The organism is Methylobacterium sp. Leaf106 (assembly GCF_001422895.1).
GTDB lineage: Bacteria > Pseudomonadota > Alphaproteobacteria > Rhizobiales > Beijerinckiaceae > Methylobacterium > Methylobacterium bullatum.
Genome location: NZ_LMNB01000005.1, coordinates 24,906 through 37,598, shown reverse-complemented (window position 1 = coordinate 37,598; position 12,693 = coordinate 24,906). Strand labels below are relative to the sequence as shown.

Annotated in this window: 12 protein-coding genes; 4 read left to right on the top strand and 8 right to left on the bottom strand. The window is 69.4% G+C overall.

The window, feature by feature from the left end; translation table 11 throughout:
* The first annotated feature begins 29 nt into the window (after positions 1-29).
* Complete coding sequence (locus tag ASF34_RS06380; protein WP_018043792.1) at positions 30-686, top strand: DUF1345 domain-containing protein; 657 nt, start codon at positions 30-32, stop codon at positions 684-686.
* 14 nt (positions 687-700) lie between these two features.
* Here the strand turns inward: ASF34_RS06380 and ASF34_RS06375 are convergent, their stop codons facing one another.
* The 6 genes from ASF34_RS06375 to ASF34_RS06350 all read right to left on the bottom strand — a co-directional run bounded on the left by ASF34_RS06375 (position 701) and on the right by ASF34_RS06350 (position 7,610).
* Entirely contained in the window at positions 701-1,582 is an 882-nt protein-coding gene (locus tag ASF34_RS06375) for a WecB/TagA/CpsF family glycosyltransferase (protein WP_056159838.1), read from the bottom strand.
* A complete protein-coding gene (locus ASF34_RS06370; RefSeq protein ID WP_056159835.1) occupies positions 1,579-3,531 on the bottom strand; it encodes a GumC family protein in 1,953 nt (650 codons plus the stop codon). The genes ASF34_RS06375 and ASF34_RS06370 overlap by 4 nt, the downstream gene beginning before the upstream one ends.
* 324 nt (positions 3,532-3,855) lie before the next feature.
* Complete coding sequence (locus ASF34_RS06365) at positions 3,856-4,734, bottom strand: polysaccharide deacetylase family protein (RefSeq protein WP_056159831.1); 879 nt, start codon at positions 4,732-4,734, stop codon at positions 3,856-3,858.
* A complete protein-coding gene (locus ASF34_RS23075; RefSeq protein WP_200913218.1) occupies positions 4,731-4,925 on the bottom strand; it encodes a hypothetical protein in 195 nt (64 codons plus the stop codon). The genes ASF34_RS06365 and ASF34_RS23075 overlap by 4 nt, the downstream gene beginning before the upstream one ends.
* A gap of 272 nt (positions 4,926-5,197) precedes the next feature.
* Positions 5,198-6,178 carry a DUF6492 family protein gene (locus ASF34_RS06355; RefSeq protein ID WP_244478918.1) on the bottom strand — a complete coding sequence of 327 codons (981 nt, stop codon included), beginning with the start codon at positions 6,176-6,178 and terminating at the stop codon, positions 5,198-5,200.
* Between the two features lie 100 nt (positions 6,179-6,278).
* Entirely contained in the window at positions 6,279-7,610 is a 1,332-nt protein-coding gene (locus ASF34_RS06350) for a lipopolysaccharide biosynthesis protein (RefSeq protein WP_056159825.1), read from the bottom strand.
* 268 nt (positions 7,611-7,878) lie between these two features.
* Between ASF34_RS06350 and ASF34_RS06345 the strand changes: the two genes are divergently transcribed.
* The 3 genes from ASF34_RS06345 to ASF34_RS06335 are packed head-to-tail and all read left to right on the top strand — an operon-like array spanning position 7,879 to position 11,271.
* Complete coding sequence (locus ASF34_RS06345; RefSeq protein WP_018043785.1) at positions 7,879-8,958, top strand: endo-1,4-beta-xylanase; 1,080 nt, start codon at positions 7,879-7,881, stop codon at positions 8,956-8,958.
* On the top strand, positions 8,958-9,920 hold the full coding sequence (locus tag ASF34_RS06340; protein WP_018043784.1) for a glycosyltransferase family 2 protein: 963 nt from the start codon (positions 8,958-8,960) through the stop codon (positions 9,918-9,920). Before ASF34_RS06345 ends, ASF34_RS06340 begins: the two co-directional genes overlap by 1 nt.
* A 13-nt stretch (positions 9,921-9,933) precedes the next feature.
* Entirely contained in the window at positions 9,934-11,271 is a 1,338-nt protein-coding gene (locus tag ASF34_RS06335; RefSeq protein ID WP_018043783.1) for an O-antigen ligase family protein, read from the top strand.
* 26 nt (positions 11,272-11,297) lie between these two features.
* On the opposite strand, the gene ASF34_RS22680 is transcribed toward ASF34_RS06335, so the two are convergent.
* Positions 11,298-11,459, bottom strand: coding sequence for a hypothetical protein (locus ASF34_RS22680; RefSeq protein ID WP_018043782.1), 162 nt, complete (start codon positions 11,457-11,459; stop codon positions 11,298-11,300).
* A 57-nt stretch (positions 11,460-11,516) separates the two neighbouring features.
* Entirely contained in the window at positions 11,517-12,629 is a 1,113-nt protein-coding gene (locus ASF34_RS06330; RefSeq protein ID WP_244478917.1) for a hypothetical protein, read from the bottom strand.
* Positions 12,630-12,693: the final 64 nt, after the last annotated feature.

Genomic DNA, 12,693 nt, shown 5'->3' with positions numbered 1-12,693 from the left:
AGCCGGGGGCCGGAGCGCGAGGCCCATCGATGCAGAACCCCTTCCAGGCCTTCCTGCTGCGCCCGCGGCTTCTCGGGGCGATCGTGTTCGCGGTGGTGCTGTCGGTGGCCCTGCCCTTCGCCTCGATCTGGACGCGCCTCCTCGTCGGCTGGTGCGTCGGCGTCGTCGTCTACACCGCCCTGGTGATCTGGCGGACCTCGTCCCTGTCGCAGGACGCCCTGCGCCGGGAGGCCTCGCGACTCGACGACAGCGCTCCGGTGATCTCGCTCTTCGCCATCCTGGCAGGGCTCGCGAGTTGCGGCGCCGTGGCGATGCTGGTGATCGGAGGTCGCGAGCCGGATGCACCGCGCCTCGCCCACTTCACCCTGGCGGTCATGACGATGCTCTGCGCCTGGGTCTTCGTGCAGGTGATCTTCACCGTGCATTATACCCACCTCTACTACGGCGAGGTCGAGACGGGCCGGCACCGCGGCGGCTTGGATTTTCCGGGGAACGAGGATCCGGATTTCTGGGACTTCCTCTACTTCTCCGTCACCATCGGGGCGACGTCACAGACCTCGGATACCGACATCACCAGCAAGACCTTCCGCCGGATCGTGACGGCACAGACCGTCTACGCCTACCTCTTCAACACCAGCGTCCTGGCCCTGGCGGTGAACATGGCCGCAGGCTTCGCGCAGCATTGAGCGCGGAGGAGGGGTCAGGCTCCCTTCGCCCGTCTCCCGACGAGATCGTCCTTCTCGGGCTCCGCCAGCACCATCGCCTCGCCGGTCTTGCCCTCGCCTTGCCGCGCGCGCCGACGGTCGCCGCTGCGCGTGAGCATGAGATAGAGGGAGTGGGGATTGGTGAGACAGTATCGCCAGAACAGGCGCCGGGGTTCCTGCACCAGCCGCCAGAGCCATTCGAACCCGACCCGCTGGACCCAGGACGGTGCCCGGCTGCGGCTTCCGGAGAGGAAGTTGAACAGGCCGCCCGAGGTCTTGATCAGGGCGACGTTGCGCAGGAGCGGACCGTGATCCCGCACGAAGGCCTGCTCGCGCGGCACCCCCAGGGCGATCCAGAGAATGTCCGGCGCCAGGGCGTCGATCTCCGCGATCTTGTCCGTCAGCGCGCCGCCCGCGAGGTAGCCGTGGTGATGACCGACGATGCGCAGCGCCGGATACAGGCGCTGCGTCGTCGCCACCGCCGCGCGGTTCTCGTCCTCCGTGGCGCCGTAGAGATAGAAGGTCAGGCCCTCCGCTGCGGCCTTGCGGGCGACCTCGTGATAGAGGTCGGTGGTGGCGACCCGCACGGGCAGGGCCCGGTCGCCGACGAAGCGTGACAGCGTCACCATCGGCTGTCCGTCGGCACTGATGAGATCGGCCATGTCCACCAGCCGCGCGAACTCGGCATCCCGTGCGTGCCGCGACATCACCTCACCGTTGGCCGAGGTGAAATAGAGGGGCGTTCCGGGTCTCGGATGGAGGCGCACGGCCTCGGCCATCCTATCCACGGTCTCCTGCATTCCCAGAGCCGCGATCGACATCCCGCCGAGAAAGGTCACGGGAACCTGCCCGAGGACCGCCCGGGACGGCGTCGTCATCGTCCCCCTCCCACCAGCGCAGCGGCGCCCGAAACGCTGAACGATGTGGTCGAGGCGCGCTTCCCCGCGGGACGCTTGGCCGAGGCGGGATTGTCGAACGACGGTGTCACGGCCTGTTCCGGTTCGTGGGGCGGCTTGAGTTCGGCGCGGGATTCGGGCTCGGGACGGATATGGGATCTGACCGGACGTGCCGGCTCCGCTCGCGCTACGGGTTCGACGGCCGGCTTGCTATCCGCCTCCTTCGCTCCGCCGCGAAAGAAGGCCATGGGCGATCGCCGGGGTGTGGGGAGATCGGCCGCGCGGAAGGCGCGGGGGGTCGCGGGGTTTCGGCTGTCCCTGGGGGCACGCGGCGGGACCGGCGCCTCGACCGAACGGGTCCGCGGGGCCGGCTCGGGCATGCGGGTCGGCTCGGGAGCGTGCCTGGCCCGCGGCACTTCCCTGGCCGGCGGGGCCTCCTTGGCTTGCGTCTGCTCGGGAGCCCGCGCTGCCGCGAAGGCCCGGGCCGGCCTCGACACGCGCTCCGGCCGGCCGAAACGCGCCCAGTCGTCGAGCAGGGCGAGGAACGCGCCGAGGCCGAGGCCCGCCAGGAGGCCCATCACCATCAGCGTGCGCGCCGGCGGCGGGAAGCTGCGCATGATCGGCTTCGTCGCCGCGGAGACGACACGGGCATTGCCCATGTCGAGATAGGCCTGCTGGCCGGTCTCGCGCGAGCGGGTGAGGAAAGCCTCGTAGACCGAGCGGCTGGCCTCGGCCTCCCGCTCGAGCTCGCGCAGGCGGATGGAGGCCTGGGCGAGACCGACCGTGCGGCCCTTGGCCTGGTCGAAGTTCTTCTCCAGGGCCGATGCGGTGGCCCGCGCCTTGGCGAGGTCGGTCTGGGCCGCCTGGGCGAAGCGGGCGACCTCCTGGTCGATGGAGCGCCGCGCCTGGGCGACCTGCTTGACCATGGAGGTGACGGCGGGATGGCGTGGCCCGAGTTCGTTGGTGAGTTCGGCCTGTCGACGGGTGAGTTCCGCGTATTGGCCGCGCAGGCCGGCCACGGTCTGCGAAGCGAGGACATCGTCCGTCGCACCGGCATCCAGGCCGGCGCGGGCGATGCGCTGGCTCTGCTCGACGCGGGCCTGCGCCTCCACGACACGCGCGCGGGCGGCGGCGAGCTGCGCGTTGATCTGCGTCAGTTGCTGATCGCTGACGAGGGCGTCGCGGGTGCCCACGAGCCCGGTCTCGGCCCGGTAGGCCTGAACCCGGTTCTCGGCGGCGTTGAGGGCGTTGCGCAACTCGCCGAGGCGCGCGGTGAGGCCGGAATTGGCGCGGTTGGCCGCCTCCGTCCGGCTGGCGGCATCCTCGGCGAGGTAGGCCGCCACGACGGCATTGGCGAGGCGGGCGGCCTTCGCCGCGTCCCGAGACCAGACCGAGACGTCGATCACGTAGGTCCGGCCCGTCCGTCGCACGGAGAGGCGCTGCTGCAGCAGGGCGATCGCCGCATTCGCGTCGCCCTCGGCATCCGGCGGCGCGTCCGGGCTCCCGAGGCCCAGGGCGGCGGCGATCTTCGACACCATCCTGCCGGACGCGCCCGCGAACTCGTCGTCCGTGGTGAGGCCGGTGGCATCGACGGCCCGGCGCAACACGCTGCTGGAGGTGATGAGGCGGGTCTGGCTCTCCACCACGCTCTGATAGGCGTTGGAATCCTGGCCGCCGGTGGTCAGCTCGCGGGAGACCAGGTTCAGGTCGCGCGGGTCGATGTAGATCTGCGCCTCGGCGGTGTAGCGCGGGGTCAGCATCTTTCCCACGGCGAGGCCGAGACCCGCCAGAACGAGGGCGCAGGCGAGGATCCAGACGATGCGACGGCGCAGGGCCGAGAACACGCCTCCGACGGACAGGCGATACGCGCTCCGCTCCGGCTCGGCCGTACCGGGCCTGCCGGATGCCGGGGGATCGTCGTAGACCAACATCAATCGCCTCCCAACATCGCGGAATTTCGACGGAAAACGGGGCCCGGCGCGCACCGGGATTGCCGACTGGACGATCCCGTTTCCATCCGCTCCTGTCCCGAGCCGGCACACTTCGCGGAGTGCGCGGCGGAATGCACGAGGGAATAGCAACCGCGAGTCCAGATTAGATTAAATTCTCAGTCGACCATCAATGAATGCGTCACGACGCGAAACGATGATGAATCACGTCTTTACGCGGCCCGACCGAAACGGATGCGACGTCTTGACGACATGGTGTCGTCACCACGCCGGACGGGACGGAAAGCCCCCCGGATGCGGTCGGGATCACGGGTCGCGCGAGCCGCCCTCCGCGAGCCGCACCGAGACCTCGCTCGACGAACGGGATGCCTCCTCCGTGGGGCACAGCTCCGCGGCGACACCACGCGCCCGCGCCATCCCTTGCGCGATCGAGACCACCGGAATGCCGCGCCGGCCGGCGGCCGCGAGGGTGGCCTCCAGCAGGCCCGGGGAGCAGCCATAGGGGCTCGCTCCCTCGGCGACGTCGTGACCGAAGAAGATGACCCAGCCGTTGCGGGCCACCGCCTCGTCCATCAGGTGGGCGAGGAGACCCGTGTCGAGGTAGCGGTCGAAGAGCGGGTTCGCGCGCAGGAAGTAGCGGTCGATGCGGCCGGTATTCACGCCCGGCATGATGCTGCGGCCCGACCCGTAGGTCCGGCTCAGCACGCGCTTTGCGGCCAGTGACGCATACCCGTAGGGAAAGGCGAAGTTCTCCAGCGTCAGTCCGGGCAGGAGGGCGGCGAATGCGTCCCGGTTGCGCCCCATATCCGCGGCGAAGTCCCGCGCGTCGAGGGTGGGAACGAGGCTGTGGTCATGGGTGTGGCAGCCGATCTCGTGCCCGCGGCGATGGATCTCCGCCAAGGCCTCGACCCCGGCGACCCGCCAATGCTCGGTGGCGGTGCCGAGGAGGGTGCGGGAGACGTAGAACGTGCCCTTGGCGCCATGGGCGTCGAGGAGGGCGGCCCCTGTGCTGCAGGCCGTGTCCGGCACGTCGTCGAAGGTGATGCTCACCATCGGGCCGGACAGGCGGGGGAGCGCGGGCGCGGTCGGGACATGCCGCGACAGACGATGCGAGAGCCGCGCCCGCAGCGAGAGCCGGGCCTTGAGTTCGGTCGCGTCGCGATCGAGGATGGCGTCGGGGGTCATTGCGGCGTCGGATGCCCGGACCGCTTTCGCAGCACGAGATGATCGTCTCCGCGCCTCGGGTTGATGCGCCGTCCCGCCGCGAGGTTGGCCGGCCGAGGACGGCGCACCCGCGTCTCCGCGCCGAACCCGGCCTCGCCGGCCGGCATCTCCGTATCGTGGTGGAGATCGCCCAACGCGACCTGTCGCGCCATCGTGGCTGTGTCGTCCCGTGCCATGGCCTGCATGCGCCGTCTCTATTCCGTCTTGATGGGGCGAGACGGGAGCGAGGACTTCTGCGGGAGCATGGGAGGGTATCCGCCTTCCGGTAAAGTGCGTCGACCGTGCTCTCGCACATGACACGGCAAATCTTACTTTTCCACGTACCGGGCGCACGGAAACGTATTCGCACGCGTGCCGATTGTCTCCGTCCTTAATTCCCCCGCGAGCGCCCGGCCTCGGCAAGTCTAGGCGCGGGGGGGCCGCCTCATGCCGCTTCCGTCCGCCGATCGGGGCGCTCCGCTCCATCCCCGGCACGGAACGCGTCGAGACTCGCACGGATGGTGGCGAGCGGCGTCGATCCGAAGGACTGGATGCAGAAGGCCCGCTCCGTCGGGGTGGCAGCGTCCAGCATCGCGAGGATGTCGGCCCCGCTCAGGGCATCGTCGTCCCAATGGGTCCGGCAGAAGCTCTGCGCCGTCACCGCGTGCCGCTCCATGGCCGAGGGCGTGTTGGCGACGAAGGTGCCGTAGATCATGTATTCGGAGAAATGACGGTCCCGGCACAAAGCGGCGACCCAGCCATGGCCGGTCACCGCCTCGATCCGGTCGGTCATCGCGCGCGCCGTCGCCTGGTCCCAGATGATGATCTGGTCGATGTAATCGTCGGCGGGCACACTCTGGGGCTTGGTGCCGAGGAGCCGGCTCGCGGTGCCGAGCCATTGGATGTGGCGTGGCCGGTTGGCCACGACACCGCCGGGATGGACGTGGAACGGCGTCGGATTCGGCTCGGCCAAGGCGGCGAGGTCGAAGTCCCGGAAGAAGCAGACGTCGGAATCGATCAGGCAGTAGCGCGCCTCCGGCAGCCTGCGCGTGGCCTCGATCTTGACGATCTGCTGGATGTGCCAGCCGCTGACCGGCTTACCGAACGGCGTGAGCCAGTAGCGGAGCCGGCGCCGACGCAGGAACGGGATCGGCTTGATCCACCAGGGCAGGAACTGCGACTGCGGCAGGATCCGCCGGTCGGGACGTGCAAAGCGCGCGAACAACGCCACGTCCCTCTCGTCGACGAGGACGTAATGGCAGCCGCGCGACGCCGCGTGCCGATCGATGCTCTCGAACAGCAGGGCGCATCGTTCCAGATCGCCCCGGTGGCTGAGTGTGATCAGGCCCACCGTCTCGGCCCGAACCTGCTCGGCCCGGTCCTGCCCCGCGGATGCGGAGGCACGGTCTCCGGTCTCGGCCTTCATGCCCATCTCCTTCGATCCGCCGCCCCTCATCGGGGGGACCCTGCGCCGGGAAGGGTGAAGGATTCCGTCATCGGAGGGCGCCTGTCTCGGGGTGTCGCGATCACGGTGCCGTGTTCCGCCATAAAAGTCCGTAGAGGGTCAGGAACGAGAACGCGTAGATCGCGACATAGATCGCGTTCAGCCACAGACTCCACTGCGCCGGATCGGGCAGCGCCTTGAGGAGCAGGACGAAGGCCAGCGCCTTGAAGGCGATGAGGGCGGTGGTGACGCCCGCGCGCACCCCCAGTCGGCCGAAGGCGAAGAACAGTTCGCCCTGAAATTCGAGGAGATTGCGCACCGCCGGCACGGCGACGATGACGGCGAGCATGCCGTAGGCCGCCGACACGTTCGGGCCGAGAAGATCGGGCCGGATGTGCAGGACGGCGACCATGAAGGCGAGGGCGCCCGTCGAGACGCAAGCCACCATCGCCTCCACCTTCAGGCATTCGCGCAAGGACGCGCGGGTGGCGCGGCCGGCCTGGATGAGCTTGCGCGAATACATCATGAACATCGGCCGCAGCGGCACGCCGGTGAGATCGATGAGTCGCATCGAGATGGCGTAGATGCCCGCCATGCGCTCGCCGGCCAGCGTCAGGACGATGAGCTTGTCGATCTCGCCCTGGGCCAGGAACATGAAGTAGGAGGCGGCGTAGAGGAGCCCGTCGCGCAGCCGGCCCTTGAGCAGCACCGCGCGGAACCGCATCCGCGTGCGCGGATGGAAGAGAAAGGCGAGGACGGTCACCGAGACCGCGTTGCCGACGAGATAGTAGAGCGCCCAGGTCTCGGCATCGCCACCGCCCGCGGCCCAGAACGCCACGGCGGCGGCGGCGCGAAATCCCACCGGAAGCGACACCACGGTGGCCGCGGCGGCGTAGCGGCCGAGTCCGTTGTTCACCTGGACGAGGAGCTCGATCTGGCGCCAGAGCGCCACCTCGACCACGATGATCGCGAGATAGCCGGGCAGGGCGATCACGTTGCGGAACAGCAGGACGTAGAGGGCCAGCGAGAGGCCGAGCATGATCGGCAAGGCGAGCCCGAAACAGGCATAGTAGACGGCGAGATATCCTCCCATCGACGAGCGCCGGCCGGCGGCAGAGCGCATCACGAAGGATTGGAAGCCGAAGCCCGCCAGACAACCGATCATCACGCCCGCCGCCGAGACAGAGGCGAAGACGCCCATCTCCGCGAGGCTCAGCGTGTTGGCGAGAACCAGGAAGTAGATCATCTGGAGCGCGAGGCGCCCGCCGGCGCCGGCCAGGAGCTGGCCGTAGCCGATCAGCACGGTGCGGTGGGTCGACCATGCGCCGGCCACGAGGCGCAAGGGCGCGAGGCGCAGGCTCCCGAGGCGGCGTCCCGCGCCGGGTGTCGGATTTCGGGACGATTGGGCGGTCATGGCCGATGCATCCGCAGAGCCCGTGCCACGAAACGGGGCAGGAGGAGGGCCGGCCTCGCCCGAGGCGGGCGGGTCGGAACGAGGCGCCGTCGAGTTCTGGCGCTAAGGTGCATGGTTCGATCGCCGGGCGGCGGACGGCATGCCGCACCGATCGAACGTATCGGGACGTCTATCATCTCATGTGCGGACCCGAACTTGCAAAATCCTTCGCCATGCCCCGGCGGAGTGTGCCGTTTTGGACGTTTCCCACCCGTCGCGAGGTTTCGGCATGAGACAGGGCTTTCCCCATCGCCGGTCCATCCTCAAGGGAGCCCTGGGCGGCGTGCTCGGCGCGGGAGGCATCCTGCACGACCGTCCGGTCCTCGCCGCTCCGCGAAAGACGACCCCGTTCGGCGCCGCCGTCCGGGGGGACGCGCTCATGGCGGATACCGGCTACGGTGCCGCCCTCGCGGAGAGGTGCCGCCTGCTGGTGCCGGAGGGCGCCCTGAAATGGCCGGTCCTGCGGCCGAACCGGGAGACGTTCGATTTCGGCGACGCCGACCGGATCGCCGCCTTCGCCCGCCGGAACGGGCTCGGCCTGCGCGGCCACACCCTGGCCTGGTATGGCGGAATGCCGGCCTGGGCGGAGGCGATCACCAGCCGGGTCGAGGCGGAATGGGTGCTGACCGGCCATATCGAGACGGTGGTGTCCCGCTATCGCGGCTTCATCGGTTCGTGGGACGTGGTGAACGAGCCGATGCCCGACGATCCGGCCTCGCCGCAGGACCTGCGCCCCTTCGTCTGGACGAAGACTCTCGGGGCCGAATACATCCCGATCGCCTTCAAGGCCGCCCACGCGGCCGATCCCGCGGCCCGGCTCGTCCTCAACGAATACGACATCGAGTATGTCGGCCCGCGCTTCGCCATGCGGCGCGCCGGCATCCTCGCCATCGCGCGCTCCCTTCTCGACCGGGGCATCCCGATCCACGCCATCGGCCTGCAGGCGCACCTGTTCGCCGACCGGGAGATCGACCGGGACGGCCTTCAGGGCTTCCTGCGGGAGATCGCGGCGATGAAGCTCGACGTCCTGATCACCGAGCTCGACGTGATCGATGTCGGCCTGCCCAGGGACGTCGCCATCCGCGACGAGATCATCGCGCGGAAAGCGGCCGACTTCCTGCGGATCGTGGATGAGGTGATACCACCGAGCGAGGTCCTTACCTGGGGTATTACGGATCGTTATACCTGGGTGCCGATATACTTCACCCGTCCCGACGGCACGGCGAACCGGCCGCTCCCCCTGGATTCCGACCTGAGGCCCAAGCCGCTGATGAATGTGATTGAGCGCTTCACCGGAAGCGCGTCGTGATGGCGCGCGCCAATCCTTTCGACGCGGTGGTCTGCGTCCCGACCTTCAAACGGCCGGAGCACCTCGTCCAGACCCTCGCCTCCCTGGCGCGCCAGCGGACCGGCCTCCGCTTCGCCGTCGTGGTGGTGGACAACGACGGCGCGTCGCAGGCCGGCTCGGCGGCCGCCGAAGCGGTGTTCGCGAAGGGACCGCTCCAGGGCCAATGCGTGGTCGAGCAGCGCCAGGGCAATTGCTCGGCGATCAACCGCGCCTTCACCACTGCCCTCGCGGCCTATCCCGACACCCGTTATTTCCTGATGATCGACGACGACGAGCTGGCACAGCCCGACTGGCTGGAGCGCATGGTGGCCACGGCGCAGCGCACAGGAGCCGGCATCGTCGGCGGCCCGGTGATCCCGCGCTTCCAACCGGGAACACGGCCCGGCCTCGACACCCACCCCGCCTTCGCCCCCGCCTATGACAAGAGCGGGCCGGTTCCGATGATCTACGGCAGCGGCAATTGCCTGATCACGCGGCGCACCTTCGCGCTGATGGGAGCTCCGCCCTTCGACACGAGCTATAATTTCCTCGGCGGCGGCGACACCGACTTCTTCACCCGTGCCCGCCGCTCCGGCGTGACCTTCTACTGGGAGGCGGATGCGGTCATCACCGAGACGGTGCCTCTCGCCCGCACGCGGACGGGATGGCTCGCCGCACGCGGCCTGCGGATCGGCGCCATCAATTACCGGATCGAGCGCAAGCATGCGCAGGGCAGTCTGGGCCTCGTGACCCTGGCCGGCAAATCCTTCGCCATCTTCGGGGTCTCGTTCGGACGTGCCATCCTCAATCTGGTGCGGACACGGGAACCCACCATCGCCCTGCATCCGATCCTCGTGGCCCTCGGACGCTGCTTCGCGGCCCTGGGCATCGAGCCGCAGCCCTACCGCGCCAGCACCCCGCGTCTGCGGACGCGCGGGAGATGAAGGAGGCGGGTCGATGAAGACGGGGGCGATCGGAGTGCCGGCATCGGAGGCCGCGCCCGGCGGATGGCGCCGCCTGCAGGCGGTACTCGCGGACACGCCCGCCATCCTCATCGCGCGCAAGGTCGTCTTCCTCGCTGTCCTGCTGCTCAGCTGGATCTCGCTCAAACCGTTCCAGGATCTCAGCAATCCGGACGTCCTGGAACTCGCCACGGGGCGGGAGGGGCTCACCTATGCGGGCTTCGGCCTGTTCGCGCTGCTGTGCCTCGCCCTGACGCTCCCGGCTCACGCCAAAGCCTTGCGCGGCTTCGCCTCGCCCTGGTTCCTGGCGCTCGGAGCCTGGCTCGCCGTGAACGTCGTGCTGTCGCAGGATCCCGTGACGTCGGCCAAGCGCCTGACCCTCGCGGGCTCCGTGATGCTGGCAGCCGCCTGCCTGCCCCTGCTGGCGCGGTCGAGGACCGATCTGCGCAACCTCCTGGCCATCGCCTCCTTGCTGCTGCTGAGCGCCTGCTATCTCGGTATGCTGCTCGTACCGGACCTCGCCATCCATCAGGCGAAGGACGTGGGGGAGCCCATGCTCGCGGGCAATTGGCGCGGCGTGTTCGGCCATAAGAACAGTGCGGCGGCGGTCATGGCCATGCTGGTCTTCATCGGCATCGCCGTGGCGCGTTCGGGGCTCGCGACGGTGGGCCTCGTCATCGTCGCCCTGTCGGCGCTGTTCCTCCTCGGCTCGGAAGGCAAGAGCGCGACGGCGCTCCTGGTGGCGGTGCTGGCGATCACGGGGCTGTTCGGCGTCATCCGTTCGTTCGCGGGCCGAATCCTCCTCACTCTGGTTCCGCTCTTCACGATCAACCTGTTCAGCGTCGGTACGGTGGTGAGCGAGCCCCTCGCCGCCGTCGTGCGGGCTCTGCCCGTGGATTCCACCTTCACCGGTCGGACCGATGTGTGGGAGTTCGCCATCGAGGCCCTCACAGCGCGTCCGCTCACCGGCTACGGCTTCTCGGCATTCTGGAACAACGTCACCGTGCGCGCGGCGTCCGATGACGGGTCGAGCTGGGCCGGATACGCCTCGCACAGCCACAACAGCTATCTCGACACCGCCATCACCCTGGGCCTGCCCGGCCTCGTTCTCGTTCTCGCGATCTTCGTCGCCGCCCCCCTGCGGGACGTGATGAGGATCGAGGCGAACGGCCGGGCCGGCCCGCTGGTGACGATGTTCGTGCAGGTCTGGCTGTTCGGCCTGCTGCTCTCCTGCATGGAGAGCTTCTTCTTCGATGGAGGAGACCCGGTCTGGGTCACCTTCCTGATCTCCGTCTTCGGCCTGCGCTACCTCGCCCGTTTCCGCAGCGCGTGAGACGCCCCACGTTCGGGATGGCGCCCTCAGAACTCGATGATTCCGACGGCCCAGCCGCCGAGGGTCATCAGCAGGCCGCACCAGAGCACGGTCGCCACGCAGCCGACGACCAGCCCGCCGACCGCCCAGTGTCCGGACCAGCCGGACCTGCTCGTTTCCGGAACGCCGCTTGGGTCAGATTGGGTCATGACGCGTCTCCTTGCCCTTCGATCGCTGCGAAAGGGCAAGGTTCGCACCCCGGACCATCAGCCGAGGGCATCCCTCAGGCTGCTGGCGGCATCGGCGAACCAGACCCGGCGATCGAGGGCGGGGGGCAGAGTCGGCCGTGCCGACGCGGCCAGGGCGAGATCGGCATAGGCCTCCGGTCCGGCGCCGCCCGGGGCGAGGACGATGGCCCCGCCGGACAGGAGCGCGCGGAAGCGCGGATGGTGATCGAACTCGTCCGCGCGGGCCGGCTCGGTGACGATGACCGGGCGTCCGGCCTGGACGCAGGCCAGGATGCTGGCGCGGCGCGCGGTGAGCCCCTCGGGGAGGACGTAGACGAAGGCATCGACCTCGTCGAACAGGCCGAACAGCTCCTCCGGCGAGGCGACGTAGCCGGAGACCACGACGGTCCCGGCGAGGCCGAGCGCCGCGACCTTGGCGCGGAAAATCTCCTCGATCCCGTCCGAGGCGCGGATGAACGAACCGATGAAGACGACGAGCGGGTCGGCGCCGCGGGCCTTCAGGCTGGCGGCGATGTCGAGGATCGCCTCCGGCTGCTTGCCCGGATAGATCGAGCCGAAATGACCGACCACGAGACGGCCCTGCTCGCGGGCGGCGCGCATCCGCTCGGACAGGGCGCTCGGCACGCTGATTTCGGGCCGCGTGATGTTCGGGGGCAGGGGCATCATCACCGCCCGCCGGGCGAGACGGCCGATCACCGGATCGGCGGCGAGCTCGTCCCGGACCTGGGGCGACAGGAGGACGATCGTGTCCGCGAGGAGGAGAAGCGGCCTCAGCACGAGACGGCGCAGGCGGTGCAGGCTGCCCCATTCGTGCAGGATCGCGACCCGTCGCCGGCCTCGCAGGAGCGCTATGGCGAAAGCGGAAGGCGGCCCGGAGAACGCCCGCTTCCAGGCGACCACGGGCAGGTTGGCGACGACCGCGCGGCTCTTCCCCACGGCGCGCCAGATCTGGCCGAGCGGCACGCGGCCCGGCGCGAGCACGAGGGTCTCCTGAGGCTGTCCCTGAAGCCCGAGCGCCTCCACCAGCTGGCCAGCGAAATCGCCGACGCCGCAGGGCGGATGCCCCGTTCCCATGAGATGGAGGCAAGGGGAGGGTGCCTTCGTCTCTCCCGGTCCAGGGCGTTGCGTCATGCGGCGAGATTCCGGAAGAATATGTGGCCGGGGGGGGCCTAGCAGACCATCGCTTGCGAAAGGC